Source organism: Rossellomorea sp. RS05 (assembly GCF_039822645.1).
GTDB classification, from domain to species: Bacteria; Bacillota; Bacilli; order Bacillales; family Bacillaceae_B; genus Rossellomorea; species Rossellomorea marisflavi_B.
The window spans coordinates 1-25,199 of the sequence record NZ_JBDKWY010000011.1; the positions used below are offsets into that span (position 1 = coordinate 1).

Here is a 25,199-nt window from a genome sequence, read left to right on the forward strand (position 1 = left end):
GACATTGGCGAAGAGGTCACACCCGTTCCCATGCCGAACACGGAAGTTAAGCTCTTCAGCGCCGATGGTAGTTGGGGGATCTCCCCCTGTGAGAGTAGGACGTCGCCAGGCAATATCGAGAAAGCAGCTCATTTGATGGGTTGCTTTTTTTTTGGTGTTTTTTCGTTGAATGGGAAGAATGAAATAGGAATGCGCAGGAGTTATCAATACAGGGGAATAGAGAACGGGAGGGGGACATCTCTTCTAAGTGAGGGGAGAAAAGGTCTTTTAAGTCATTAATGACCTGTGAGAGTATATGATCAGCCAAGTGGGATGGACAGAGGCGTTATCTGGAGCCGAGGCTATGGGGGTGTAGCGCTTATTTGCGACTTTTTTTCGTTCCGTGCGATGGAGAATGAATACGTGCGAATAGGATGCTTTTACGAGTTATTTTATTCCAATTAATGGTTCAGCTTTTACTCATGACACCATTCGACATTCCTCGCAACGCCATTTGTCCATTTTGAGCACTTTTTGATGTATTGCTTCCCTCCAGGAGAAGAAATACCAGCGGAATTCTCCGATTTACTTACGGGATTTTCAAGTGTATTTGCGATAATCAAGTTTTTATTTGCGAAACGCCAGATTGCCATTTATTCTATTTGTGAACATCGCTCGTTACTATCGATCCCGGTGTCTTACTTTCAAACATATCCGGTCACCTAGCACTTACCTCACAATATTTGCGAACGGAACCCAAACCCAAACCCAAACCCAAACCCAAACCCAAACCCAAACCCAAACCCAAACCCAAACCCGTTTACCAACCCCAAAAAAGGGAACATAAACAACATAGTCGAACGTTGCCAAAAATTGTACGAAACGATTTGATTTCTGTGCTTTCTTCCGTAGACTTTTTCTAGTAAAATAGATTTCAATTTGGCCCCTTCATAATAGGGGATAGGAGGATTAGGTTTTGTTGCAGAATAGTTATATCATGGTCGCCATCATCCTTATTATCAATATTGTATATGTATCGTTTTTCACAACGAGGATGATCCTGACGTTGAAGGGGTATCGGTACATTGCTGCGTTTGTGAGCATGTTTGAGATTGTTATATATGTTGTCGGGCTTGGGCTCGTATTGGATAACCTCAATCAGATCCAGAATGTCATTGCCTATGCAGTGGGTTACGGGATTGGAGTCATTGTGGGGATGAAGATCGAGGAGAAGCTTGCTCTTGGATATATTACGGTGAATGTCATTACGAAGGAATACGACAAGGCGCTGCCCGGTCAGCTTCGTGAACGGGGATACGGTGTGACGAACTGGGAGGCGAATGGCCTCGAGGGGAATCGGATGATGCTGCAGATCCTTACACCGCGCAAGTATGAAATCAGGCTTTATGATACGATTAAGGAGCTCGACCCGAAGGCGTTCATCATCGCGTATGAACCGAAGACCATCCACGGTGGATTCTGGGTGAAGCAGGTTAGGAGCATCCGAAAGGGGAAAATTAAGCAATGAGTAAGAAGATGTTGTTTGAAGTGAAAAACGGTGAGTCGATCGGTGAATGCCTGGATCGCATGAAAGATCAAGGGTATATGCCGGTCAGACGAATGGAGAAGCCTGTCTTTGAAGAACAGGGGAAAGAGACGTATGTCCCTGTAAAACAGACAATTGTTTTTGAAGGAAAGAAGATAGAGGAGTAAGACCTCCTAAATACGAACATTAATTTTCAGACTTTTATTATCGTTCGATTATTCGTTGACATCCCTCCGGTATCACGTTATGATGAAGACAAATAAACCGAATACCCTCATATAATAATGGGAATATGGCCCATGAGTCTCTACCTGACTACCGTAAATGGTCGGACTATGAGGAAAGTAGCTGTCTGGATCGAAGCTTGATTTGTGGACCCGATTTGGTGTCCGTGAATGATACCCGGATCGATTGCTTTCTCTCATTATGGAGAACAATCGATCCGGGTATTTTTGTTTTTTAACCACAGGAGGTGCCTTGTTCATGATAGGTGTGATTATGGGAAGTACATCGGATTGGGAAACGATGAAGCATGCATGCGACGTATTGGATGAATTGGATGTTCCTTACGAAAAGCGCGTCGTATCAGCACACAGGACGCCTGACTATATGTTCACATATGCAGAGGAAGCCAGAGGTCGCGGGGTGAAGGTCATCATTGCAGGGGCAGGGGGAGCAGCCCACCTACCGGGCATGGTGGCGGCAAAGACCACACTGCCGGTAATCGGGGTTCCGGTACAGTCGAAGGCATTGAACGGACTCGATTCCCTCCTCTCCATCGTCCAGATGCCGGGCGGGGTGCCTGTGGCGACAGTGGCGATCGGAAAGGCGGGGGCGACGAATGCCGGACTGTTGGCGGCCCAGATCCTCTCGGTTGATGACAGCCGGATCGAAGAAGCATTAGAGGCAAGGCGGGACAACTTGAGACAAAACGTTATGGAAAGCAGTGATGACCTTGACTAAGAAAACGATCTTACCAGGACAGACGATTGGGATCATCGGAGGGGGCCAGCTTGGCAGGATGATGGCCCTTGCAGCCAAACACAACGGCTTCAGGGTGGCGGTTCTTGATCCTGCGAGGAATGCTCCTTGCGCCCAGGTAGCCGATCTGGTCATCGCGGCTCCATATGATCAATATGATGCCCTCTACCGGTTGGCCGAAGAGAGTGATGTCATCACGTATGAATTCGAGAACATCGATTATGAAGCCCTGAAATGGTTGGGTGAAAGGGCGTATGTTCCCCAGGGGGCGGAGCTGATCCGCATCACCCAGGACCGGATCATGGAGAAGGAAGCCCTTGTCCATGCCGGTGTCGAGGTCGCACCCTACGCGGTCATTCAACAAGAACGGGATATCTATGATACTATAGATAGGCTTGGCTATCCTTCAGTATTGAAAACGGCAAGAGGCGGATACGACGGAAAAGGGCAGTTTGTGATCCGGGAAAGGGAAGCCATCCCGGAAGCGGCCGAACTGTTGAAGAACGGTGCGTGTGTCCTTGAACAATGGCTTTCATTTGAAAAGGAGATCTCGGTGATCGTTTCACGCAATCCCGATGGACAACAGACGCATTTCCCAGTCGTTGAAAACATCCACGTAGACAACATCCTCCATGAAACCATTGCTCCTGCAAGGGTGACGGAAGAGGTGGCGGATTTGGCGGTGGAAGTGGCGACGAGGATCAGTGAGACCCTTGATCTGGTCGGGACGCTCGCCATCGAGATGTTCCTGACGGAAGACGGTAGGATCTTCATCAATGAGCTGGCACCACGCCCTCATAACTCCGGTCACTTCTCCATCGAAGCATGTGATGTATCTCAGTTTGCACAGCATATCAAGGCTGTTTGTAACTGGCCACTGCGCCAACCCGTTTTATTAAAAGATGCTGTGATGGTCAACCTATTAGGAGAACATATAGAGCCTATCATGAAGGCCATTCCAGAAAAGCCCGATTGGTTCATTCATCTGTACGGAAAAGACGTCCCGAAGGAAAAGCGGAAGATGGGACATGTGACGATCCTGACCGATGAAATGGACGACACGTTGGATTCAGTGAACGGGGCAGGGATCTGGAAGGTTCAAGAAAAGATCGGAGGACGACAAGGATGATAGAACGTTATACGCGCCCGGAGATGGGAGCCATTTGGACGGAAGAAAATCGCTTTCAATCTTGGTTGGAAGTAGAAATCCTGGCATGTGAAGCTTGGGCTGAGATCGGGGATATCCCGAAGGAAGACGTAGCCAAGATCCGTGAAAACGCAGGATTCAATGTAGAGCGCATCAGAGAGATTGAAGAAGAGACGCGCCATGATGTAGTAGCCTTCACACGTGCGGTATCCGAGACGCTCGGAGAAGAACGGAAATGGGTCCATTACGGACTGACGTCGACGGACGTAGTGGATACGGCCCTTTCGTATCAGCTCAAACAGGCCAACGCCATCATCCTGAAGGATCTGGAACGTTTTGTAGAGATCTTGAAGAATAAAGCCATCGAACATAAGCATACGGTCATGATGGGCCGTACGCACGGGGTGCACGCTGAGCCGACCACGTTCGGGTTGAAGCTTGCCCTCTGGTATGAAGAGATGAAGCGTAATGTCGATCGCTTCAAGGACGCTGCGGCCGGTGTTGAATTCGGGAAGATTTCCGGTGCTGTCGGCACGTATGCCAACATCGATCCTTTTGTTGAAGCGTATGTATGCGAAAAGCTCGGCATCACGCCGGCACCTGTTTCCACACAGACGCTTCAGCGTGACCGTCACGCACATTACATGGGGACACTTGCACTGATTGCAACATCCGTCGAGAAGTTTGCAGTCGAAGTGCGCGGACTCCAAAAAAGTGAGACGCGTGAAGTCGAAGAGTTCTTCGCCAAAGGGCAAAAAGGATCTTCTGCCATGCCTCATAAACGAAATCCGATCGGTTCCGAGAATATGACCGGTATGGCTCGTGTAATCAGGGGTTATATGCTCACGGCGTATGAAAATGTACCTCTCTGGCACGAGCGCGACATCTCTCATTCTTCTGCTGAGCGTGTAATCCTACCGGATGCGACAATCGCCCTCAACTACATGTTGAACCGCTTTGCCAACATCGTGAAGAACTTGACGGTGTTCCCGGAGAACATGAAGCGCAATATGGACCGTACACTCGGCCTCATCTATTCACAGCGCGTCCTCCTTGCCCTCATCGATAAAGGCATGGCTCGTGAAGAAGCCTACGATACCGTGCAGCCGAAGGCAATGGAAGCATGGGAGAAACAGGTGCACTTCCGCACACTCGTAGAAGAAGAGGAAGCCATCACATCAAAATTGTCACCTGCTGAGATCGATGACTGTTTTGATTACAATTACCATTTGAAGCATGTAAATACGATTTTTGAGCGCTGCGGTCTCGTGGGCTGACGCTCTGACAATCGCATAGGGACGGGTTTATATTCAGACCCCTCCCTTTTTTTATGGAAATATAGACTGAAGATTGGCAATGTTTCGATTTGGAGGGACTCAAAAATGGAAAAAGGTTCGCTGCTATATGAAGGAAAAGCCAAACGGATTTACGCGACGGATGATCCTGATATCGTGTGGATTCATTATAAAAACTCCGCTACGGCCTTCAATGGGGAAAAGAAGGCGGATATCGCTGGGAAGGGCGTCCTGAATAACAAGATTTCCAGTTTGTTATTTTCAAAGCTTGCCGAACGCGGCATCCAGAGTCATTTCATCAAACAGCTGTCGGATGAAGAGCAGCTTGTGAAAAAGGTGGACATCATTCCACTCGAAGTCGTGGTCCGCAACGTGATCGCAGGAAGCCTGTCGAATCGTCTGGGCAGGGAGGAAGGCCAGGAGATGCCTTCACCGATCATCGAGTTCTACTACAAGGATGATGCCCTCGGAGATCCACTCATCAACGATGACCACATCGACTACCTTGGGATTGCGACAAGTGAAGAGCGCCGGGAAATCAGAAGCATGGCCCTTCAGGTCAACAGCGTCCTGCAAACGATCTTCAACGAGGCCGGTGTGATCTTGGTGGATTTCAAGCTTGAGTTCGGAAAGGACCGGGCAGGACAGATCCTCCTCGGGGATGAAGTATCACCGGATACATGCCGATTATGGGATGCCGAGACGCGCCAGAAGCTCGATAAGGATGTGTTCAGAAGAGGAATCGGTAGTTTGACAGAAGTATATGCCATCATACTAAAACGATTGGGAGGAACTGCACATGTATAAAGTCAAAGTATATATCACCCTGAGAGAAAGCGTATTGGACCCACAAGGAAGCGTCGTGAAGAATGCCCTGCATTCCATGGAGTTCACGGAAGTGGAAGAGGTTCGTGTCGGGAAGTATATGGAGCTGAGTCTTCCATCATCTGTGAAAAACGTGGAAGCGGCTGTTGAGGAAATGTGCCACCGCCTGCTTGCCAATCCGGTCATCGAAGACTACCGATATGAAATCGAGGAGAGTGTCGCTCAATGAAGTTCGCGGTCATCGTATTCCCAGGTTCCAACTGTGATGTAGACATGTATCATGCGATCAAAGATGAAATCGGCGAAGAAGTCGAGTATGTATGGCATGAGGAAGCGAGCCTCGAAGGCTTCGATGCCATCCTGCTGCCTGGCGGATTCTCGTATGGCGACTATCTCCGCTCAGGTGCCATCGCCCGTTTCTCCAACGTCATGAGAGAAGTAATCAAGGCAGCCGGTGAAGGAAAGCCCGTCCTTGGTGTATGCAATGGATTCCAGGTACTGCTTGAATCCGGACTCCTGCCGGGTGCCATGAGACGGAACGATCATCTGAAGTTCATCTGCAAGACCGTACCATTGAAAGTCGAAACCAATGAAACGATGTTCACGAACAGCTATGAAAAGGGTGACGAGATCCAGATCCCGATTGCCCACGGAGAAGGCAATTACTTCTGTGACGAAGAAACACTCAAAGAACTGAAGGCCAACAATCAGATCGTGTTCACCTACGGCGGGGATAATCCGAACGGAAGCGTAGCGGATATTGCCGGGATCACGAATCACGCAGGCAACGTCCTTGGTATGATGCCTCACCCTGAGAGGGCCATGGAACTTTTACTAGGTAGTGAAGACGGGAAGAAATTATTTCAATCGATTGTGAAGCACTGGAGGGAACAACATGTCGTTAATGCTTGAACCGACTTCAAAGACAGTTAAAGAGGAAAAGCTATACCGGGATATGGGGTTGACCGATGAAGAATTCACGATGGTGGAAGAGATCCTCGGAAGGACACCGAACTATACGGAAACCGGCCTTTTCTCGGTCATGTGGTCCGAGCACTGCAGCTACAAGAACTCTAAACCGGTGCTCCGCAAGTTCCCGGTCACAGGCGAACGCGTCCTGCAAGGTCCGGGAGAAGGAGCGGGAATCGTTGATATCGGTGATGACCAGGCTGTGGTCTTCAAGATCGAGAGCCATAACCACCCATCAGCCATCGAACCTTACCAGGGGGCGGCGACAGGTGTCGGAGGCATCATCCGTGATGTATTCTCCATGGGGGCTCGCCCTATCGCACTCCTCAACTCTCTTCGGTTTGGAGAGTTGGATTCTCCTCGTGTTCAGTATCTATTTAAAGAAGTAGTGGCAGGAATCGCCGGCTACGGGAACTGCATCGGCATCCCGACTGTCGGGGGTGAAGTGCAATTCGACGCTTCCTATGAGGGAAATCCCCTCGTCAATGCCATGTGTGTCGGATTGATCGACCATAAAGACATCAAGAAGGGCCAGGCCCACGGAGTCGGCAACACCGTCATGTACGTCGGCGCCAAGACTGGCCGCGACGGTATCCACGGAGCAACCTTTGCCTCAGAGGAGCTCAACGAAGGCTCAGACGAGAAGCGTCCAGCCGTTCAAGTAGGCGACCCGTTCATGGAGAAATTGCTCCTTGAAGCGTGTCTTGAGCTCATCCATAACGATGCACTCGTTGGAATCCAGGATATGGGGGCTGCGGGACTGACAAGCTCCTCGGCTGAAATGGCGTCAAAAGCAGGATCAGGTATCGAGATGAATCTTGATCTGATCCCGCAGCGTGAAACGGGGATGACCGCGTATGAAATGATGCTGTCTGAGTCTCAGGAACGCATGCTCATCGTCGTCAAGAAAGGACGCGAGCAGGAAATCGTCGACCTCTTCTCCAAGTATGATCTTGAAGCGGTATCCGTCGGTCATGTAACGGACGATCAGCGTCTCCGCCTTATCCATAAAGGCGAAGTCGTATCCGATGTGCCGGTCGATGCCCTGGCTGAAGAAGCACCGGTCTACCATAAACCATCCAAGGAAGCGGCGTACTACAAGGAATTCCAAGCGATGGAGACCCCGGTGCCGAACGTGGACGATTACAAAGAAACCCTTCTCGCCCTCCTTCAGCAGCCGACAATCTCAAGCAAGGAATGGGTCTATGATCAATATGACCATCAGGTGAGGACGAGTACGGTTGTCAGCCCGGGCTCCGATGCAGCTGTCGTCCGCGTGCGCGGTACAAGGAAGGCCCTTGCCATGACAACGGACTGTAACTCTCGCTATCTGTATCTCGATCCGGAAGTCGGCGGGAAGATTGCTGTTGCAGAAGCAGCACGCAACATCGTCTGTTCAGGGGCGATCCCACTTGCTATCACAGACTGCCTGAACTTCGGTAATCCCGAGAAGCCGGAAATCTTCTGGCAGATCGAAAAATCGGTCGATGGAATGAGTGAAGCATGCCGGGAGCTGAGCACACCGGTCATCGGGGGGAATGTATCCCTTTATAACGAATCAATGGGAACAGCGATCTACCCGACACCGGTTGTCGGCATGGTCGGATTGATCGAAGACATCGACCACATCACCACCCAAAGCTTCAAAGCAGAAGGAGACCTCATTTATCTGCTGGGTGAAACCCTCGAAGAGTTCGGCGGTAGCGAGCTTCAGAAGATGACGGAAGGGAAGATCTTCGGCCATGCACCGGCAATCGACCTGAAAGTGGAGCTTCGCCGTCAGATGCAACTCCTCGAAGCCATCCAGGAAGGCCTTGTCGCCTCTGCACATGATCTTGCAGAAGGCGGTCTGTCTGTCGCCCTTGCTGAATCGGCTTTCGGTACCGATGGTCTTGGAGCGGAAGTGACGCTCTCAGAATCAAATCCTGTAGCGGATCTGTTCAGTGAAACTCAATCCCGCTTCCTCATCACTGTCAAACCGGGACACCAGGAAGCTTTTGAACGACTAGTATCTGAAACGACCCTTATCGGTCGTGTAACGGATAATGCGATCCTATCCATCAAGTCCGAGGCAGAAGGTAGCCTCGTGAATGCATCGGTCCAAGAGCTGGAAGCAGCTTGGAAAGGAGCAATCCCATGCTTACTGAAATCAAAGGCTTAAACGAAGAGTGCGGCGTCTTCGGTATCTGGGGTCATCCCAATGCCGCCCAGATCACCTATTATGGACTTCACAGCCTGCAGCACAGGGGACAGGAGGGGACGGGAATCGTCGTATCTGACGGGGAACGCCTCCGATGCCTGAAAGGGGAAGGCCTCGTCACAGAGGTTTTCCATGAAGGGACGATCGAGAAGCTGGAAGGAACGGGAGCCATCGGCCATGTGCGCTATGCAACGGCTGGAGGGGGGGGGTATGAGAACGTCCAGCCCCTCCTCTTCAACTCCCAGACCGGCGGACTTGCCCTCGCCCATAACGGGAACCTGGTGAATGCCAACGGACTCAAGCATCAGCTTGAAGGACAGGGAAGCATCTTCCAGACAACGTCCGATACAGAGGTCCTGGCCCATCTGATCAAACGAAGCGGATTTTCCAGCCTGAAGAATCGCGTCCGCAATGCCCTTTCCATGGTCAAGGGGGCGTATGCCTTCGTCATCATGACCGAAGATGAGCTCATGGTCGCCCTCGATCCCCACGGACTGCGTCCCCTTTCCCTCGGGAAGATCGGGGATGCGTACTGTGTGGCATCCGAGACCTGTGCGTTTGATATCGTCGGGGCGGAATTCATCCGGGACGTCGAGCCTGGTGAACTTCTCGTCATCAATGATGAAGGTGTGACATCCGAAAAATTCAGTTTCTCCAGTGGCAACGCCATGTGTACGATGGAATACGTGTATTTCTCCAGACCGGACAGCAATATCCAGGGTGTGAACGTCCACTCCGCACGGAAGCGGATGGGGATGGAGCTTGCGAAGGAAGCACCGATCGAAGCGGACGTCGTGACGGGGGTGCCGGACTCCAGCATCTCGAGTGCCATTGGATATGCAGAGGCTTCGGGCATTCCGTATGAGCTCGGGCTCATTAAGAATCGTTACGTCGGCAGGACCTTCATCCAGCCGTCCCAATCGTTGCGTGAGCAAGGCGTGAAGATGAAACTCTCCCCTGTGCGCGGCGTCGTGGAAGGGAAGCGGGTCGTGATGGTCGATGACTCCATCGTCCGCGGAACAACAAGCAGGCGGATCGTCAGCATGCTGAAAGAAGCGGGGGCGAAGGAAGTCCACGTGTGCATCAGCTCGCCGCCGATCAAGAATCCATGCTTTTACGGCATAGATACGTCCACACATGAAGAGTTGATCGCAGCGAACAACTCAGTGGAAGAGATGAGGCAGATCATCGGAGCCGATTCCCTCACATTCCTGTCAACAGAAGGGGTCATGAAGGCGATCGACCGAGATGATCATTCCGACAATCGCGGGCAGTGCCTGGCATGCTTCACAGGGAAATATCCGACTGAAATCTATCCGGATACCCTTCATCCACACGAAAAAGAGCTAGTGAAATAGGAGGAAGATTGATGGCTAATGCATATCGGCAAGCAGGAGTTGACATAGAAGCAGGATACGAATCCGTCGATCGGATCAAGAAGCACGTCAAGCGGACGGCCCGGGAAGGCGTCCTTGGTCAGTTGGGGAGCTTCGGCGGCATGTTCGATCTCTCGGCATTGAACTTGAAGGAGCCGGTCCTCGTCTCCGGGACGGACGGGGTGGGGACGAAGCTGAAGCTCGCCTTCCAGGCGGCTCGCCATGACACCATCGGCATCGACTGCGTCGCCATGTGTGTGAATGACATCGTGGTCCAGGGTGCGGAACCATTATATTTCCTTGATTATATTGCCACTGGCAAAGCCGTACCGGAAAAGATCGAAGCGATCGTCAAAGGGATTGCCGACGGCTGCGAGCAGGCAGGCTGTGCCTTGATTGGCGGTGAGACTGCGGAAATGCCGGGCATGTACGCAGATGATGAGTATGATATTGCCGGATTTTCCGTTGGTGCCTGTGAGAAGAAGGCGATCGTGACGGGAGAAGAGATCCACGAAGGTGACGTTCTCATCGGCCTCGCCTCAAGCGGGATCCACAGTAACGGCTATTCCCTTGTAAGGAAGGTCTTCTTCGATGATCATGATTTCGACCTTGAATCCGTTCTTCCTGGATGGGACGCCCCTCTTGGTGAAGTCCTCCTGACACCGACGAAGATTTACGTGAAGCCGGTACTGGAGACGCTGAAGGCATTCACCATCAAAGGAATGAGCCATGTGACGGGCGGTGGATTCATCGAGAACATTCCACGGATGCTTCCCGATGGACTGAAAGCCCATATCACTGAAGGTGCGTGGGACATCCCTCCGATCTTCGGAGCCCTTGAAGAGTACGGCCGCATCCCGAGGGAAGAGATGTACAATATCTTCAATATGGGAATTGGTTTCGTATTGGCCGTCGAGAAGGAATCGGCTGAAGAGGTCGTTGCATTCTTGAATGGCATCGACGCAGGAGCGGCTATCATCGGGCATGTCGGCGAAGGGAACGGCGTGACGATTTCGACTGCCACAGGAAGCGGACGATCATGAAGAAGATTGCCGTGTTTGCATCGGGGAGCGGAAGCAACTTTCAATCGATCGTGGATGAAATTGACAGCGGCACCCTTGAGGCCGATGTCCGATTGCTTGTATGCGATCGCCCCGGTGCCCGGGCGACAGAGCGTGCGGAAGCGGCAGGAATCCCTGTCTTCTCCTTCCGGGCGAAAGAGTATGAGAGCAAGGAAGCCTTCGAAGGTGAAATCGTCCGTGAACTGAGGGCGTCGGGCGTTGAGTTCATCGTCCTTGCGGGATACATGAGGCTGATCGGGCCGACGCTCCTGGAGGCATTCGACGGAAAGATCGTCAATATCCATCCGTCCATCCTTCCGGCTTTTCCCGGTAAGGATGCCATCGGGCAGGCGTTCGACGGTGGGGTGAAGGTGACCGGAGTAACGATTCATTATGTGGACGCCGGAATGGATACCGGTGAAATCATTGCTCAAGAAGCCGTGACCGTGGCGGCCGATGAAACAAGGGAGTCCCTTCAGCACAAGATTCAGGCGGTTGAGCACCGTCTGTACCCGGCAACGTTGAAACAGCTGTTCCAAGCAAAAAAGTGACAAGTACGTTGCTTTAATATGGTAGAGTGGTAACGTAGGAAGTAACTAACACCCTGAGGAGGATTCACATTGAAAAAAAGAGCATTGATCAGTGTTTCGGATAAAAGCGGAGTGATCGAATTTGCAAGCGAGCTCCGGGCATTGGGTTTTGAGATCATTTCAACAGGAGGTACGAAGCGTCTTCTTCGTGACAGCGGGGTAGAAGTCATCGGAGTAGAAGACGTGACTGGGTTCCCTGAGATCCTTGAAGGGCGCGTCAAGACCCTTCATCCGTTCATTCATGGTGGGCTACTGGCCAAGCGCGGCGAGGAAAGCCATCTTGAGCAGATGAAAGAGCAGGGCATCGAAGGAATCGATCTAGTCTGTGTGAACCTGTATCCATTCCAACAAACGATCTCCAAACCGAATGTCGAAGCGGATGAGGCCATCGAGAACATCGACATCGGTGGACCGACGATGCTTCGTGCCGCAGCAAAGAATCATCAATATGTCACCGTCGTCGTCGATCACCTTGATTACGAAGACGTGCTGGCCGAGCTCAAAGTCAATGGAGTCGTTCCTCATGAGAAGCGCAGGAAGCTTGCTGCAAAAGTATTCCGCCATACAGCCGCGTATGATGCCTATATCGCAGAGTACATGACCGAGCTTGCAGGCGAGGAGAACCCTGAGCGCCTCACCCGCACATTCGAGCTCAAGCAGGCGCTCCGATACGGTGAAAATCCACATCAGGAAGCATCCTTCTATCGTTCTGCCCTTGGGTCGGATTTCTCCATTGCCATGGCAAGACAGCTTCACGGGAAGGAGCTTTCCTATAACAACATCAGCGATGCCAATGCAGCCCTTCAGATCGTAAAGGAATTCGACGGTCCGGCAGCGGTCGCCGTCAAGCATATGAACCCTTGCGGCGTCGGAGTCGGGGAAACGATTCTCGAAGCGTACGAAAAGGCGTATGAAGCGGACTCCACGTCCATTTTCGGCGGCATTGTTGCTTTGAACCGCCAGGTGGATGCAGCCACAGCCAGGTTGCTTCATGAGATCTTCCTTGAGATCGTCATCGCACCTGCATTCAGCGACGAAGCATTCGAAATCCTTTCAGGCAAGAAGAACATCAGGCTCATGACCGTACCGTTCAATTCCGTGAAGAAAACGGAGCGCCGTTTGACATCGGTTGAGGGCGGGCTCCTTGTACAGGCTGACGATACGCACACCCTCGAGCAGGCAGATGTCCGTGTCGTGACGAAGCGTCAACCGACAGAAGAAGAGTGGGATGCATTGAAGCTCGGATGGAAGGTCGTCAAACACGTAAAATCCAATGCCATCGTCGTGACGGACGATCAGATGACACTCGGTGTCGGTGCCGGTCAGATGAATCGTGTCGGCGCCGCCAAAATCGCCCTTGAACAGGCGGGTGAACGAGCAAAGGGGGCGTCCCTCGCATCCGACGCCTTCTTCCCGATGGGAGATACGGTGGAGACGGCAGCGGCAGCCGGCATCACGGCTATCATCCAGCCGGGTGGGTCGATCCGCGACGAGGAATCGATCAAGAAAGCGGATGAGCACGGAATCGCCATGGTCTTCACAGGCGTACGTCATTTCAAACATTAAGGCCATTCTGCCCCTCCTGATTGTGAGGGGCTTCCCTATCAAAAGGAGGTTCTACTGATGAACGTGTTAGTGATTGGACGTGGCGGCCGTGAGCATGCCATCTGCAAAAAGCTTGCCGAAAGTGACAGTGTGTCGAAAGTGTATTGTGCTCCCGGGAATGCGGGCATCTCCGAGGTGGCGCAGCTTGTGCCGATCCAGGAGACGAATATCCGGGCCCTAGTGGAGTTTGCCAGGGCGGAAAAGCTTGATTTCACATTCGTCGGTCCGGAAAATCCCCTTCTGGAAGGGATCGTCGATGTATTCAGGGCGGAGTCGCTTCCGATCTTCGGTCCGATCAAGGATGCGGCAATCATTGAAGGAAGCAAATCGTTCTCCAAGCAGCTCATGAAGGATTACGGGATCCCGACAGCGGATTATGAAGTATTCACCCATGCTGCGGATGCCATTGAATATGTAAAGAGGAAAGGTGCACCCATCGTCATCAAAGCCGATGGTCTTGCAGCCGGTAAAGGGGTCGTTGTAGCCGGTACGGTGGAGGAAGCGGTCGGGGCGCTGGAGGACATGCTCGTGAATGCCCGTTTCGGTGATGCTTCCCAGAAGGTTGTGGTGGAAGAGTGTCTGTTCGGTGAAGAATTCTCCCTCATGGCCTTTGTGGACGGTACGACCGTCCACCCCATGGTGATTGCACAGGATCACAAGCGTGCACATGATGGGGATGAAGGGCCGAATACAGGTGGGATGGGGGCATACTCCCCGGTTCCCCACATTCCTGATGAGGTGGTGCAGGATGCCGTGAAGACCGTCCTCGAACCGACGGCTCGTGCCATGGTCGAAGAAGGTCGCCCGTTCACGGGGATTCTTTATGCCGGTTTGATGCTCACGAGTAATGGCCCGAAAGTCATTGAATTCAATGCGCGCTTCGGCGATCCTGAAACCCAGGTGGTACTGCCGCGGCTGACATCCGACTTCGGCCTTGTGGTGAAAGACTTGATCGAAGGGAAGGACGTGTCCCTGGAGTGGAGCGAGGAAGCAGTGGTCGGTGTCGTTCTCGCTGCCGAGGGCTACCCTGGGTCCTACAGGAAGGGCGTTCCGATCCCGGACTTGAGCGCGTTTGAACTTGTGTACCACGCAGGAACGGAGACGGGTGAAACAGGACTAGTCTCAAACGGAGGAAGAGTCCTTCTCACAGCGGCGAAGGGACCTTCGGTTGAACAGGCCATGGAAGCCGTCTATGAAAAGCTGGGACCGCTGGAAACGCCGGGTCTCTTTTATCGAACGGATATCGGGGCGAAGGCTATCGGACGCGTTTCTTCCTGACACGTTTCACGTAGACGAATAGAAATGCCACGATCCCTCCGATGATGGACAGCAGGACATAAGACATATCCGTGATGTATTCAAGCATGTTTTAACACTCCTTTTCATACGAATGAGAGTGCCGGGATCCCCGGCACTCTTTTCTTTGTGTCTTAGTTCTTTGTGAAGCCGGAATCAGGAATCCCGCCTTTTAACGCTTTGGCTACCTCATCATTGGAGAATTGCTCCGGGTTGAACTCGCTTTTCTTTTCTTGATGCGGTTCCGGGTGCACAGGTGCATGCTTCGCCGGTTCATGTTGATTGTGGTGCTCGTGACCCCCATGCTCGTCCTTCTTATTCCAAGAGAACATATCTTTCATGTTCATGCCTTTGTCAGAGTCCCTTCCCATAAGGTCTGTGACAGGACAGTATTTCAGGAATCCTTCCCCGATTTTCATGGCGGCGACGGCTGCGACGAGCAAATAGGACTTTCTCCACGGGCGTTTGACAAGCTTGGCTGTGGTCCAGGCGAGGAGGGTGAAACCGATGGTGATCCTCACGAGGGCGTTGATGATTCCGATGTTTGATGATACCTTCATTTCCTTCATCTCCTTGAGTGTAAAATTCACATAATTGTTTAAACCTTTACTGCGTTAAATAGTAAAATATGTTAGCATGGGAACTATACTATTATCATTCCACTAGAGGAGTGTTCACATTGGAACAACGCTACAGATGGAAGAACAAAGAGCTGAGAGAACATGTACAGGTGCTGGATGGACAGCGCTCCCCTAGCATGCTCCTGAAGAATGCCACATACCTACATTCGACTCTCAAGAAATGGGTTGAGGGCCATATCTGGATCGATCGCGACCGCATCGTATATGCCGGAGACCGCCTGCCGGAAGATACATCGGACTGCGAGATCATCGATTGCCGCTCCCACTATCTTGTTCCGGGGTACATCGAACCGCATGTTCACCCGTTTCAGCTTTATAATCCCCAGACTTTCACCAAATATGCATCTCAGACCGGAACAACGACATTTATCAACGACAATCTGATGATGTTTTTATTATCAGGAAAAAAGAAAGCGTTTACTTTATTGAAAGAGATCAAAAAACTACCTGTGACCATGTACTGGTGGACACGGTTCGATTCACAGACAGAGATGGTACAGGAAGAAACGACGTTCTCGAATCGGGAAGTGAAATCTTGGCTGGAGCATGATGCTGTCATCCAGGGCGGGGAACTGACGGCGTGGCCGCGCCTCCTTGAGGGGGATGATCTCATTCTTCACTGGATGCAGGAAGCGAAGAGGATGGGCAAGGCCGTGGAAGGCCATCTGCCGGGTGCTTCGGATAAGACGATCGCGAAGCTCCGCCTTCTCGGGATCGACGGAGATCATGAATCCATGACCGGCGAAGACGTGTATAAGCGCCTTCTCCAAGGGCTGACGGTCACCTTGAGGCACTCGTCCATCCGACCGGATTTGCCGGTTTTACTGGAAGGACTGAAGGAGCAGGGAATCGACACATATGATTCCCTCCTATTCACGACAGATGGGTCTACTCCGGCCTTTTACGAAGATGGTGTGATGAACGGCTTGATCAATATGGCCATCGAAAGCGGCATCCCTGAAGTCGAAGCGTTCAACATGGCAAGCTATAATGCGGCCAGACATTACGGGATCGGGCATCTTCATGGGATGATTGCGACGGGACGCGTGGCCAACATCAACTTCCTGAAGAAGAAGGACGATGCAACACCCGTTTCGGTTCTTGCGAAAGGGAAGTGGGTACTGAAGGACGGGGAACCAGTGAAAGAGGATACGGTCATCCCTTGGTCGACCAATGGGGTCAAGCCCCTCGATCTCAACTGGGAGGCAGGATATGATGATATGCAGTTCTCTATGCCGTTCGGAATCGAAATGGTCAATGACGTCATCACGAAGCCGTATTCCATTGCGATCAATCCATCCCAGGATGTACTCTCTACGGAGCACGATGAATCCTTCCTCCTTATGCTAGACCGCGGAGGGAAGTGGAGGATCTCGACGATGATCAAAGGATTCGCTCACTCTGTCATGGGGTTTGCGTCATCGTACTCCAATACGGGGGACATCATCGTCATCGGGAAGAGCAAGCCCGACATGATTGCGGCGTTCAACCGCATGAAGGAGCTGGGCGGAGGCATCGTCCTGACGGAAAACGGGGAAGTCGTCCAGGAAATCCCCCTTCCATTGAGTGGGATCCTTTCCGACAAGGAGATGCCTGAATTGATCGGGGAAGAAAAGGCACTGAAAGAGGCCCTGATCGAGAGGGGCTACACGTTTGCCGATCCGATCTATACCCTGCTCTTCCTGCAGTCCACCCATCTTCCGTACATCCGTGTCACACCGAAAGGAATCTATGATGTCATGAATAAAACGGTACTCTTTCCGACGATAATGCGTTAAAATATGAAAGTAAGTTCATTTTAATAAAATAGGGGTGTTCAGCATGCTTGTTCGTTTCATGGCCATTGCCATAAGCGTGCTCACACTTGTCGCATGCAGCTCAAATCAGCCAACGAATCCGACTGACAATGAAGATGCCGTCCCAGTATCAGAAGACAAGACAGGTGCTGAGTCCCACTCTCCTTTAACAGGGGAAGTCCAGGATGAAGGAAACGGCAGGTCCATCGCCGTCATGATCAATAATCATCCGAAGGCAAGACCGCAATCAGGCTTATCCCAGGCGGATATCGTCTATGAAATCCTCGCCGAAGGGAATATTACCCGATTTTTGGCCATCTTTCAGAGTGAATGGCCTGAGAATGTGGGTCCTGTAAGGAGTGCAAGGGATTATTATATCAGTCTCGCAAAGGGGTATGACAGTCTGTTCATCGCACATGGTTATTCGCCTGATGCGAAAAAGATCCTTCAGGGCGGCTCTGTTGATAACCTGAATGGTATCAGCTATGATGGAACATTGTTCAAACGGGCAAGCTCACGGAAGGCACCCCATAATTCCTATATCACGTTCGAGAACATCAAGAAGGGTGCCGACGATCTGGGGTATGACCTTTCCGCCCCACCCAAGAATCTCGCTTTCTCGGATGATCCGGCAAAAGGGAAGGCTGCAGGCTCCGTCATGGTATCCTATGAGGATCCTTCCTTCGATTCCACTTTCATCTATAACCGAGATGAGGGCAAATACGAACGGTATTCAGCAGGCGACCAAACCATGGATGACGGAACAAAAAATCCCGTCCTCATCGAGAATCTATTGATCATCCAAGCGCGTCATGAGGTCGTCGACACCTCGGGCAGACAGATGATCGACTTCGAAAGCGGAGGGAAGGCCTACCTGATCCAAGAGGGCATCCTCCGGGACGTCAACTGGAAGAACGACGGGGGACGCATCCTCCCTTATCAGGACGGAAAACCGATTCCTTTCCACCCGGGCCACACGTGGATCTCTGTGATACCCGATTCTCCGGGACTATCGGAAGCCGTATCCTATGAAGAGGGCAGATGATCTTCTTCTCAGCGCGTTACGGCACTAATTTTTAGCAAATAAAGGAGTATACCATTATGCAAATCAATAAACTTAGGGGCAAAGAACTCGATCAGCTCTTCAATGCCGTCCTTTCACTTCAGGATCTGGAAGAGTGCTATCGTTTCTTCGATGACCTTTGTACCATCAATGAAATTCAATCACTGGCTCAGCGCCTTGAGGTGGCACGCATGCTTCAGGACGGGAATACCTATCATAAAATCGAAACGGAGACCGGTGCCAGTACCGCCACCATCTCACGTGTCAAACGCTGCTTGAACTATGGGAACGATACGTATCAACTTGTGCTCGACCGCGTTCATAAAAAAGATGATAAAGAGGAAGACAGCTGATTGCAGCCGTCTTTCTTTTTTTGTCCGGAGGGTGATTCCTTCAACTTTTTTACAGCCGACGATGGTATGCGATGCCTGTCCGTAAATGATATAATACGTTAGATGGAAGAATGAATGGAGGAACGACAGTATGTATGATGTCCGGCAGTGGAGCCATGTGTTTAAATTAGATCCGAACAAAACCATAGAAGATGGAGAGCTTGAAGCCATCTGTGAATCCGGGACCGATGCCATCCTGGTAGGGGGGACGGACGGTGTGACCCTTGAGAATGTCCTGGATTTGATGGCTCGTGTGCGGCGCTATACGGTTCCCTGTATCCTTGAAGTATCGAATATGGAATCCCTGACACCGGGATTCGACTTGTATTTCATCCCCATGGTCTTGAACAGTTCGGACACCGACTGGGTGACGGGACTGCATCATCAAGCCGTGAAGGAATACGGAGAAATCATGAACTGGGAGGAGATCCTGGTGGAGGGGTACTGCATCATGAACCCCGACTGCAAGGCGGCACAGTTGACCGGCGCAACAGGCGCCCTCGATGCTGAAGATGCAGCAGCCTATGCCCGCATGGCCGAAGAGATGTTCCACCTGCCGATCTTCTACTTGGAGTACAGTGGGATGTATGGGGATATCGATACGGTCAAAGAAGTGAGCGACGCCCTGAATGAGACGACGTTCTTCTACGGAGGGGGCATCTCGAATGCCCGTCAAGCAAAAGAGATGGCGGACATCGCCGATGTGATCGTGGTCGGCAATGCCGTGTATGATAATCTGAAAGAAGCGCTCAAAACCGTGAAAGCTGTAAAAGGATAAAAGTAGCCATTGGCCTAAGCATAAAGTATAATGATAAAAAATAGAACGTATGTTCGTTATGGTGGTGAAGAGAATGCAATTTTTGACTGATCGATTATTGAACGGGATGAATCCACAGCAGGCAGAAGCCGTAAAGGCGACCGATGGGCCTCTGTTGATCATGGCAGGTGCAGGCTCCGGGAAGACGAGGGTGTTGACCCACCGGATCGCCTATCTGATGGTGGAAAAAGGAGTAAATCCTTATAATATACTGGCCATCACGTTTACGAATAAAGCGGCAAGGGAGATGAAGGAGCGGATCACGAATATTCTCGGGGGCGCGTCCGAGAGTATCTGGATTTCCACCTTCCACAGCATGTGTGTACGGATCCTCAGAAGGGATATCGACCGGATCGGCATCAACCGGAACTTCACGATCCTTGATACGACGGATCAGCAGTCCGTCATCAAGTCGATCCTGAAGGACCGCAACATCGATCCGAAGAAATTCGATCCACGATCGATCCTCGGCTCGATCAGCTCAGCGAAGAATGAACTGATCCCCCCTGAAGAATTCGCGAAGAATGCAGGGAGCTATTATGATCAGGTCGTTTCCGATGTGTACACGGAATACCAGAGACGCCTCAGAAAGAATCAGGCACTCGACTTCGATGATCTGATCATGACGACGATCCAGCTGTTCCAAAGGGTGCCGGAAGTGCTTGAATTCTATCAGCGCAAATTCCAATATATCCATGTGGATGAGTATCAGGATACGAACAGGGCCCAGTACATGCTCGTCAAGCTCATGGCTTCGCGCTTCCAGAATCTCTGTGTCGTCGGTGACTCCGATCAGTCCATTTATAAATGGCGCGGTGCCGACATTGCCAATATCCTATCCTTCGAGAAGGATTACCCGAGGGCCAAAGTCATCCTCCTCGAGCAGAATTACCGCTCGACGAAGCGGATCCTCCAGGCGGCGAACGAAGTCATCCAGAAGAATTCGAATAGGAAGCCGAAGAACCTGTGGACGGAAAACCATGACGGTGAGAAGATTTCTTATTTCAGAGCGGATACGGAACAGTCCGAAGCTCAGTTCGTAACGGGTAAAATCAAGGAAATGGTGGATGCAGGAAAGCGGAAATACTCCGACTTTGCCATCCTGTATCGGACCAATGCACAGTCCCGTGTCATGGAGGAAGTTCTCCTCAAATCGAATATTGAATATGCCATCGTCGGCGGAATCAAGTTCTACGATCGTAAAGAGATCAAGGACATCCTAGCCTATCTGCGTCTCATTTCGAACCCTGATGATGACATCAGCCTGCAAAGGGTCATCAACGTACCGAAACGGGGAGTGGGGGCAACGTCCCTCGATAAGATTGCCCGATATGCCCAGGACCATGATATTTCCATGTTCACGGCCCTTGAAGAAGCCGATTTCATCGGATTGAGCCCGAAAATCACCAAAGCCGTGATTGAATTCAAGGAAATGATCAAAGGCTATACAGGAATGCAGGAGTATCTGTCCGTCACGGAACTCGTGGAAGAGATCCTCGATAAGTCGGGATACAACGACATGCTGAAGGCAGAGAAATCCATTGAATCCCAAAGCCGCCTCGAGAACTTGGACGAGTTCCTTTCTGTTACCAAGGAGTTCGAGAAATCGAATGAGGATAAGAGTCTGGTGGCTTTCCTGACAGACCTTGCCCTTGTAGCCGATATCGACAAGCTGGATGAAGATGATAAGCCGAAGGATTCCGTCATCCTGATGACGCTCCATGCGGCGAAGGGGCTTGAGTTTCCGGTGGTCTTCCTGATGGGGATGGAAGAAGGGGTATTCCCTCATAGTCGATCCCTTATGGAAGAAGATGAGATGGAGGAAGAGCGCAGGCTTGCGTATGTCGGTATCACCCGTGCAGAAGAAGAACTGTATATCTCGAATGCGCAGATGCGGACCCTCTTCGGGCAGACAAAGATGAATCCTGTTTCGCGATTCATCAATGAAATCCCTGCAGATCTGCTGGATAACGTGGTGACCGAGAAGAAAAGCGCCATCTCCTTCCAGTCATCCCGCCCGGCTGCGCGCCCGGCACCGAGAAAACCGGTTTCACGTCCGGCACCGGCATCCGGAGGGGCTGCTGCAAGCTGGCAGGTCGGCGATAAAGCACAGCATAAAAAATGGGGAACAGGCACCGTGGTCAGCGTAAAAGGCTCCGGTGACGGCGTCGAACTCGACATCGCCTTCCCGAGTCCGACGGGGATCAAGCGCCTCCTGGCGAAATTCGCCCCGATTGAAAAAGTGTGAACAACCTACAAATCGTCTGAAAGGGCTGTGTGGAAATGGAACGACAATCAGCTGAAAAGCGCGTGCAGGAGCTGCACGAAACCTTGAATCAGTATAACTATGAATATCATGTACTCGACAAGCCGTCAGTTCCTGATTCCGAATATGACCAGCGTCTGAGGGAGCTCATCGAACTAGAGGGCCAATTTCCGGACCTGAAGTCGCCGGATTCCCCTACACAAAGGGTCGGCGGGGCAATCCTTGATTTCTTTGAAAAAGTCGAGCACAGGACGCCCATGCTCAGTCTCGGGAATGCCTTTAACGAGCAGGATCTGCGGGATTTCGACAGACGTGTCCGCCAGGCAGTCGGCGAAGATTTTTCCTATGTATGCGAGCTGAAGATCGATGGACTTGCCGTTTCCCTCCGCTATGAGGGCGGCCGCTTCGTTCAAGGTGCAACCAGGGGGGATGGTTCCATCGGCGAAGACATCACCTCCAACCTGAAGACGATCCGCTCGATTCCCTTGAAAGTGAAAGACACGGCCGCATTTGAAGTGAGGGGCGAGGCGTTCATGCCGAAGCGGTCGTTCGAAGCATTGAATGCCGCGAAAGAAGAGCGGGGAGAAGAACCGTTTGCCAATCCGCGGAACGCAGCGGCCGGCTCCATTCGTCAGCTTGATCCGAAAATCGCGGCTTCGCGGAACCTAGATATCTTCCTCTATGCCTTGGCGGAAATCGGGGATATGGGGATCGAGTCGCACAGCGAGGGGCTCGATCGCCTGGATGAACTGGGTTTTAAGACGAATCCGGAGCGCAAACGGTGCGCCACGATTGAAGAAGTATTGGAATACGTGGAGAAATGGACGCAGGGCCGCCCTGATCTCTCGTATGATATCGACGGGATCGTCATCAAAGTGGATGCCCTCGATCAACAGAGTGAACTCGGGACGACGGCGAAGAGCCCAAGATGGGCCATCGCCTTCAAGTTTCCGGCAGAAGAAGTCGTTACGATCCTGAAGGACATCGAGCTGAGTGTCGGACGCACCGGTGTGGTGACGCCGACTGCAATTCTCGAGCCTGTCAGGGTTGCAGGGACGACCGTTCAACGTGCCTCCCTGCATAATGAAGACCTTATCCGTGAGAAAGACATCAAGATCGGCGACCACGTTGTGATCAAAAAGGCAGGGGATATCATCCCTGAAGTAGTGAATGTACTCGAAGAAAAGCGTACCGGCGAAGAACAGGAATTCTCCATGCCGACCCACTGTCCCGAGTGTGAAAGCGAACTGGTGAGACTGGAAGGAGAGGTCGCCCTCCGGTGCATCAATCCGAAATGTCCCGCCCAGATCAGGGAAGGACTCATCCATTTCGTTTCACGGAATGCCATGAACATCGACGGACTGGGAGAGAAGGTCATTAGCCAGTTGTTCAGGGAACAGCTCATTGAAGATGTAGCCGACCTGTATCGACTGGAACGTGAGCAGCTCCTCGCCCTTGAACGGATGGGGGAGAAGTCCGTTGATAATCTCCTTGCTGCCATCGAAGCATCGAAGAAGAACTCACTTGAAAAGTTGCTGTTCGGCCTCGGGATCCGTCATGTCGGTGCCAAAGCCGCCAAGACCCTGTCCCAGGAATTCGGGACGATGGACAAGCTATCCTCAGCCTCTGCTGAAGAGCTGACGGCTGTCAATGAGATCGGCGGGAAAATGGCTGAAGCCATCGTCGCCTATTTCGAGAACGAAGAAGTACAGGAGCTGCTCCAGGAACTGAAGGATGCCGGAGTGAACATGGAATATAAAGGACCTAAACCGGTCGCTGCAAGCGACGTGGACTCCTATTTCGCAGGGAAGACCATCGTCCTTACAGGGAAGATCGAACAGCTCAGCAGGAATGAAGCGAAAGAACGGATCGAAGCCCTCGGAGGCAAGGTGACAGGAAGCGTGAGCAAGAAAACAGACCTCGTCATTGCAGGGGAAGAAGCAGGTTCCAAGCTAACGAAGGCCAATGAGCTGGAGATCGAGGTTTGGGATGAGGATAAGCTGTTGGAAGAACTAAACCGATAAGAGGTGTAGCAACGAATGAAAAAAGGAATCGTGGCCGCTCTCTCCGTACTGTTCCTACTGGGAGGATGTGCACCGACGTTTGAGAAGCAGGATCAGGTGGTTCAGGAGAACAAATCCGACGAAGGAACAAAAGGATTTATTCCTAACTTCCAAATTTCGGAAAACTATTACAAGACGATGATGCCTTATGAAACAAGTGAAACCCGGGGCGTTGTCGTAAACGACCTCGGATCACGCTATGATATCAATGAGATCGAGACGGGGCTTATGCGGGTAGCCCAGAATCAATTTCCTACAGACGAGTATTTCTTCAAAGAAGGGAAATACCTTGATAAGGAAACGGTCGACAGCTGGCTGCAGCGTAAATATACGAGCAAGCAGCTCAAGGATAAGAAAATGAAGGAGTCCGAGAATATCGGGCTCAACCCTGTCCAGGAGGATGGCGATACTGAACCGATCTACCTCGCCCATCTTGTGGAACATAACTACCTCGTTAAGGTTAAAGATGGTAATAAAGACAAAGCTAAGCTTGGAGGAGTTGTGATTGCCCTCTCCCTGAACTCGGTCCAGTATGAGACGAATATGTCCAGCGGAGCCAGGACCGTCAAGAATATCAGCAATGACGAGCTGAAGCAGCAGGGAATGAAGATGGCCGAAGAGGTCGTGAAACGCCTCCGTCAGAAAGACGGGCTCAAAAACGCCCCGATCATGATTGCCCTTTATAAGCAGGCGCCGAAAGACGAACGTGTACCCGGTCATTTCTTCGCCTATTCCGTGGCAGGGAACGGAGAGGACTCGATCCAGGATTGGAATGATGTCAATGAAAGCCACTATCTCTTCCCTTCCCCTGAAGCGGCCGATGCCCATCCGAATGATTACAAAGTCTTCAAGACCCTGAAAGATGACGTGGAGGATTACTTCCCGGTATACACCGGTTTGACCGGCCAAGCACTATATGAAGATGATAAACTGGCAAAAATGGATTTTGAAGTCGCCCTCACCTTTGAAGGGAAGACCGAAACCATTGGATTTGCCCAGCATCTGGCCTCTATGATCACGAAACATGTGCCTGAAGGTTGGGACATGAAATTAACCATCTCCTCTTCCGACGGGCCTGAAGCCCTCATCGTGAAGAAAAAAGGAAGCAAGGAAACCTACGTCCATATCTATGAATGAACCCTCAACCCCGTCCTGTAAAGGCGGGGTTTTTTCGTGTGCTGCGAGAATTGTCGAACGATAAGCAATAAAAAGGTGTTCCATAACAGCATTATCTGTTATACAATACAAACATATTAAATAAACTGTATTATAACAATACAGAGTGGAAGGT

23 protein-coding genes, 1 rRNA gene and 1 riboswitch are annotated in these 25,199 nt (G+C 51.5%); of the genes, 22 read left to right on the forward strand and 2 right to left on the reverse strand.

Features of this window, described 5'->3' with window-relative positions; all coding sequences use genetic code 11:
- The 15 genes from rrf to purD form a co-directional block, all read left to right on the forward strand.
- A 5S ribosomal RNA gene (rrf, locus tag ABJ225_RS20155) occupies positions 1-111 on the forward strand; the annotation flags it as partial.
- Positions 112-955: 844 nt separating this feature from the next.
- Complete coding sequence (locus ABJ225_RS20160; RefSeq protein ID WP_056532484.1) at positions 956-1,507, forward strand: DUF2179 domain-containing protein; 552 nt, start codon at positions 956-958, stop codon at positions 1,505-1,507.
- On the forward strand, positions 1,504-1,692 hold the full coding sequence (locus tag ABJ225_RS20165; protein ID WP_347321456.1) for an NETI motif-containing protein: 189 nt from the start codon (positions 1,504-1,506) through the stop codon (positions 1,690-1,692). Before ABJ225_RS20160 ends, ABJ225_RS20165 begins: the two co-directional genes overlap by 4 nt.
- Before the next feature lie 87 nt (positions 1,693-1,779).
- Positions 1,780-1,881, forward strand: a riboswitch (purine riboswitch).
- A gap of 127 nt (positions 1,882-2,008) precedes the next feature.
- On the forward strand, positions 2,009-2,488 hold the full coding sequence (gene purE / locus ABJ225_RS20170; protein WP_056532488.1) for a 5-(carboxyamino)imidazole ribonucleotide mutase: 480 nt from the start codon (positions 2,009-2,011) through the stop codon (positions 2,486-2,488).
- Positions 2,475-3,635 (forward strand): 5-(carboxyamino)imidazole ribonucleotide synthase, encoded by a 1,161-nt coding sequence (gene purK / locus ABJ225_RS20175; protein ID WP_347321457.1) that lies wholly within the window; start codon positions 2,475-2,477, stop codon positions 3,633-3,635. Before purE ends, purK begins: the two co-directional genes overlap by 14 nt.
- Entirely contained in the window at positions 3,632-4,930 is a 1,299-nt protein-coding gene (gene purB, locus ABJ225_RS20180; RefSeq protein WP_347321458.1) for an adenylosuccinate lyase, read from the forward strand. The genes purK and purB overlap by 4 nt, the downstream gene beginning before the upstream one ends.
- Before the next feature lie 105 nt (positions 4,931-5,035).
- Complete coding sequence (purC, locus tag ABJ225_RS20185; RefSeq protein WP_347321459.1) at positions 5,036-5,755, forward strand: phosphoribosylaminoimidazolesuccinocarboxamide synthase; 720 nt, start codon at positions 5,036-5,038, stop codon at positions 5,753-5,755.
- Positions 5,748-6,002, forward strand: coding sequence for a phosphoribosylformylglycinamidine synthase subunit PurS (purS, locus tag ABJ225_RS20190; protein WP_048007507.1), 255 nt, complete (start codon positions 5,748-5,750; stop codon positions 6,000-6,002). Before purC ends, purS begins: the two co-directional genes overlap by 8 nt.
- Positions 5,999-6,685: a phosphoribosylformylglycinamidine synthase subunit PurQ gene (gene purQ, locus ABJ225_RS20195; RefSeq protein ID WP_056532497.1), complete on the forward strand. Its 687-nt coding sequence runs from the start codon at positions 5,999-6,001 to the stop codon at positions 6,683-6,685. The genes purS and purQ overlap by 4 nt, the downstream gene beginning before the upstream one ends.
- Positions 6,669-8,903 (forward strand): phosphoribosylformylglycinamidine synthase subunit PurL, encoded by a 2,235-nt coding sequence (gene purL / locus ABJ225_RS20200; RefSeq protein ID WP_347321460.1) that lies wholly within the window; start codon positions 6,669-6,671, stop codon positions 8,901-8,903. Before purQ ends, purL begins: the two co-directional genes overlap by 17 nt.
- Positions 8,879-10,300, forward strand: coding sequence for an amidophosphoribosyltransferase (purF, locus tag ABJ225_RS20205; RefSeq protein WP_053428911.1), 1,422 nt, complete (start codon positions 8,879-8,881; stop codon positions 10,298-10,300). Before purL ends, purF begins: the two co-directional genes overlap by 25 nt.
- A gap of 11 nt (positions 10,301-10,311) precedes the next feature.
- Positions 10,312-11,361, forward strand: a complete 1,050-nt coding sequence (purM, locus tag ABJ225_RS20210) for a phosphoribosylformylglycinamidine cyclo-ligase (RefSeq protein WP_347321461.1) — start codon at positions 10,312-10,314, stop codon at positions 11,359-11,361.
- A complete protein-coding gene (gene purN / locus ABJ225_RS20215; RefSeq protein ID WP_347321462.1) occupies positions 11,358-11,930 on the forward strand; it encodes a phosphoribosylglycinamide formyltransferase in 573 nt (190 codons plus the stop codon). The genes purM and purN overlap by 4 nt, the downstream gene beginning before the upstream one ends.
- A 69-nt stretch (positions 11,931-11,999) precedes the next feature.
- A complete protein-coding gene (gene purH, locus ABJ225_RS20220; protein WP_347321463.1) occupies positions 12,000-13,535 on the forward strand; it encodes a bifunctional phosphoribosylaminoimidazolecarboxamide formyltransferase/IMP cyclohydrolase in 1,536 nt (511 codons plus the stop codon).
- Between the two features lie 57 nt (positions 13,536-13,592).
- A complete protein-coding gene (gene purD / locus ABJ225_RS20225) occupies positions 13,593-14,852 on the forward strand; it encodes a phosphoribosylamine--glycine ligase (protein WP_347321464.1) in 1,260 nt (419 codons plus the stop codon).
- Here the strand turns inward: purD and ABJ225_RS20230 are convergent.
- Together ABJ225_RS20230 and ABJ225_RS20235 are read right to left on the reverse strand one after the other, a co-directional pair.
- A complete protein-coding gene (locus tag ABJ225_RS20230; protein WP_323856363.1) occupies positions 14,830-14,940 on the reverse strand; it encodes an EYxxD motif small membrane protein in 111 nt (36 codons plus the stop codon). The genes purD and ABJ225_RS20230 overlap by 23 nt on opposite strands.
- Before the next feature lie 64 nt (positions 14,941-15,004).
- Positions 15,005-15,430 (reverse strand): YgaP family membrane protein, encoded by a 426-nt coding sequence (locus ABJ225_RS20235; RefSeq protein WP_082139425.1) that lies wholly within the window; start codon positions 15,428-15,430, stop codon positions 15,005-15,007.
- A 68-nt stretch (positions 15,431-15,498) separates the two neighbouring features.
- Here ABJ225_RS20235 and ABJ225_RS20240 point away from each other — a divergent pair, with 68 nt between their 5' ends.
- The 7 genes from ABJ225_RS20240 (at position 15,499) to ABJ225_RS20270 (ending at position 25,045) form a co-directional block, all read left to right on the forward strand.
- Positions 15,499-17,289 carry an adenine deaminase C-terminal domain-containing protein gene (locus ABJ225_RS20240; protein ID WP_347321465.1) on the forward strand — a complete coding sequence of 597 codons (1,791 nt, stop codon included), beginning with the start codon at positions 15,499-15,501 and terminating at the stop codon, positions 17,287-17,289.
- Between the two features lie 43 nt (positions 17,290-17,332).
- On the forward strand, positions 17,333-18,352 hold the full coding sequence (locus ABJ225_RS20245; protein WP_347321466.1) for a DUF3048 domain-containing protein: 1,020 nt from the start codon (positions 17,333-17,335) through the stop codon (positions 18,350-18,352).
- A gap of 56 nt (positions 18,353-18,408) precedes the next feature.
- Positions 18,409-18,723: a YerC/YecD family TrpR-related protein gene (locus ABJ225_RS20250; RefSeq protein ID WP_056532519.1), complete on the forward strand. Its 315-nt coding sequence runs from the start codon at positions 18,409-18,411 to the stop codon at positions 18,721-18,723.
- 130 nt (positions 18,724-18,853) lie between these two features.
- Positions 18,854-19,540, forward strand: a complete 687-nt coding sequence (gene pcrB, locus ABJ225_RS20255; RefSeq protein WP_079514589.1) for a heptaprenylglyceryl phosphate synthase — start codon at positions 18,854-18,856, stop codon at positions 19,538-19,540.
- Positions 19,541-19,613: 73 nt separating this feature from the next.
- Entirely contained in the window at positions 19,614-21,827 is a 2,214-nt protein-coding gene (pcrA, locus tag ABJ225_RS20260) for a DNA helicase PcrA (RefSeq protein WP_053428902.1), read from the forward strand.
- Between the two features lie 35 nt (positions 21,828-21,862).
- The gene (gene ligA / locus ABJ225_RS20265) at positions 21,863-23,869 is read left to right on the forward strand and encodes an NAD-dependent DNA ligase LigA (RefSeq protein WP_347321467.1); all 2,007 of its coding nucleotides are present in this window, start codon (positions 21,863-21,865) and stop codon (positions 23,867-23,869) included.
- A 15-nt stretch (positions 23,870-23,884) separates the two neighbouring features.
- Positions 23,885-25,045, forward strand: coding sequence for a CamS family sex pheromone protein (locus ABJ225_RS20270; RefSeq protein ID WP_079514594.1), 1,161 nt, complete (start codon positions 23,885-23,887; stop codon positions 25,043-25,045).
- Positions 25,046-25,199 lie beyond the last annotated feature (154 nt).

Bases quoted from the DNA above. Each gene is read 5' to 3' on its own strand.
- ABJ225_RS20165 (WP_347321456.1), top strand. From the start codon at position 1,504: ATGAGTAAGAAGATGTTGTTTGAAGTGAAAAACGGTGAGTCGATCGGT.
- purE (WP_056532488.1), top strand. From the start codon at position 2,009: ATGATAGGTGTGATTATGGGAAGTACATCGGATTGGGAAACGATGAAG.
- purK (WP_347321457.1), top strand. From the start codon at position 2,475: ATGACCTTGACTAAGAAAACGATCTTACCAGGACAGACGATTGGGATC.
- purB (WP_347321458.1), top strand. From the start codon at position 3,632: ATGATAGAACGTTATACGCGCCCGGAGATGGGAGCCATTTGGACGGAA.
- purC (WP_347321459.1), top strand. From the start codon at position 5,036: ATGGAAAAAGGTTCGCTGCTATATGAAGGAAAAGCCAAACGGATTTAC.
- purS (WP_048007507.1), top strand. From the start codon at position 5,748: ATGTATAAAGTCAAAGTATATATCACCCTGAGAGAAAGCGTATTGGAC.
- purQ (WP_056532497.1), top strand. From the start codon at position 5,999: ATGAAGTTCGCGGTCATCGTATTCCCAGGTTCCAACTGTGATGTAGAC.
- purL (WP_347321460.1), top strand. From the start codon at position 6,669: ATGTCGTTAATGCTTGAACCGACTTCAAAGACAGTTAAAGAGGAAAAG.
- purF (WP_053428911.1), top strand. From the start codon at position 8,879: ATGCTTACTGAAATCAAAGGCTTAAACGAAGAGTGCGGCGTCTTCGGT.
- purM (WP_347321461.1), top strand. From the start codon at position 10,312: ATGGCTAATGCATATCGGCAAGCAGGAGTTGACATAGAAGCAGGATAC.
- purN (WP_347321462.1), top strand. From the start codon at position 11,358: ATGAAGAAGATTGCCGTGTTTGCATCGGGGAGCGGAAGCAACTTTCAA.
- purD (WP_347321464.1), top strand. From the start codon at position 13,593: ATGAACGTGTTAGTGATTGGACGTGGCGGCCGTGAGCATGCCATCTGC.
- ABJ225_RS20230 (WP_323856363.1), bottom strand. From the start codon at position 14,940: ATGCTTGAATACATCACGGATATGTCTTATGTCCTGCTGTCCATCATC.
- ABJ225_RS20235 (WP_082139425.1), bottom strand. From the start codon at position 15,430: ATGAAGGTATCATCAAACATCGGAATCATCAACGCCCTCGTGAGGATC.
- ABJ225_RS20240 (WP_347321465.1), top strand. From the start codon at position 15,499: ATGTTAGCATGGGAACTATACTATTATCATTCCACTAGAGGAGTGTTC.
- ABJ225_RS20245 (WP_347321466.1), top strand. From the start codon at position 17,333: ATGCTTGTTCGTTTCATGGCCATTGCCATAAGCGTGCTCACACTTGTC.
- ABJ225_RS20250 (WP_056532519.1), top strand. From the start codon at position 18,409: ATGCAAATCAATAAACTTAGGGGCAAAGAACTCGATCAGCTCTTCAAT.
- pcrB (WP_079514589.1), top strand. From the start codon at position 18,854: ATGTATGATGTCCGGCAGTGGAGCCATGTGTTTAAATTAGATCCGAAC.
- pcrA (WP_053428902.1), top strand. From the start codon at position 19,614: ATGCAATTTTTGACTGATCGATTATTGAACGGGATGAATCCACAGCAG.
- ligA (WP_347321467.1), top strand. From the start codon at position 21,863: ATGGAACGACAATCAGCTGAAAAGCGCGTGCAGGAGCTGCACGAAACC.
- ABJ225_RS20270 (WP_079514594.1), top strand. From the start codon at position 23,885: ATGAAAAAAGGAATCGTGGCCGCTCTCTCCGTACTGTTCCTACTGGGA.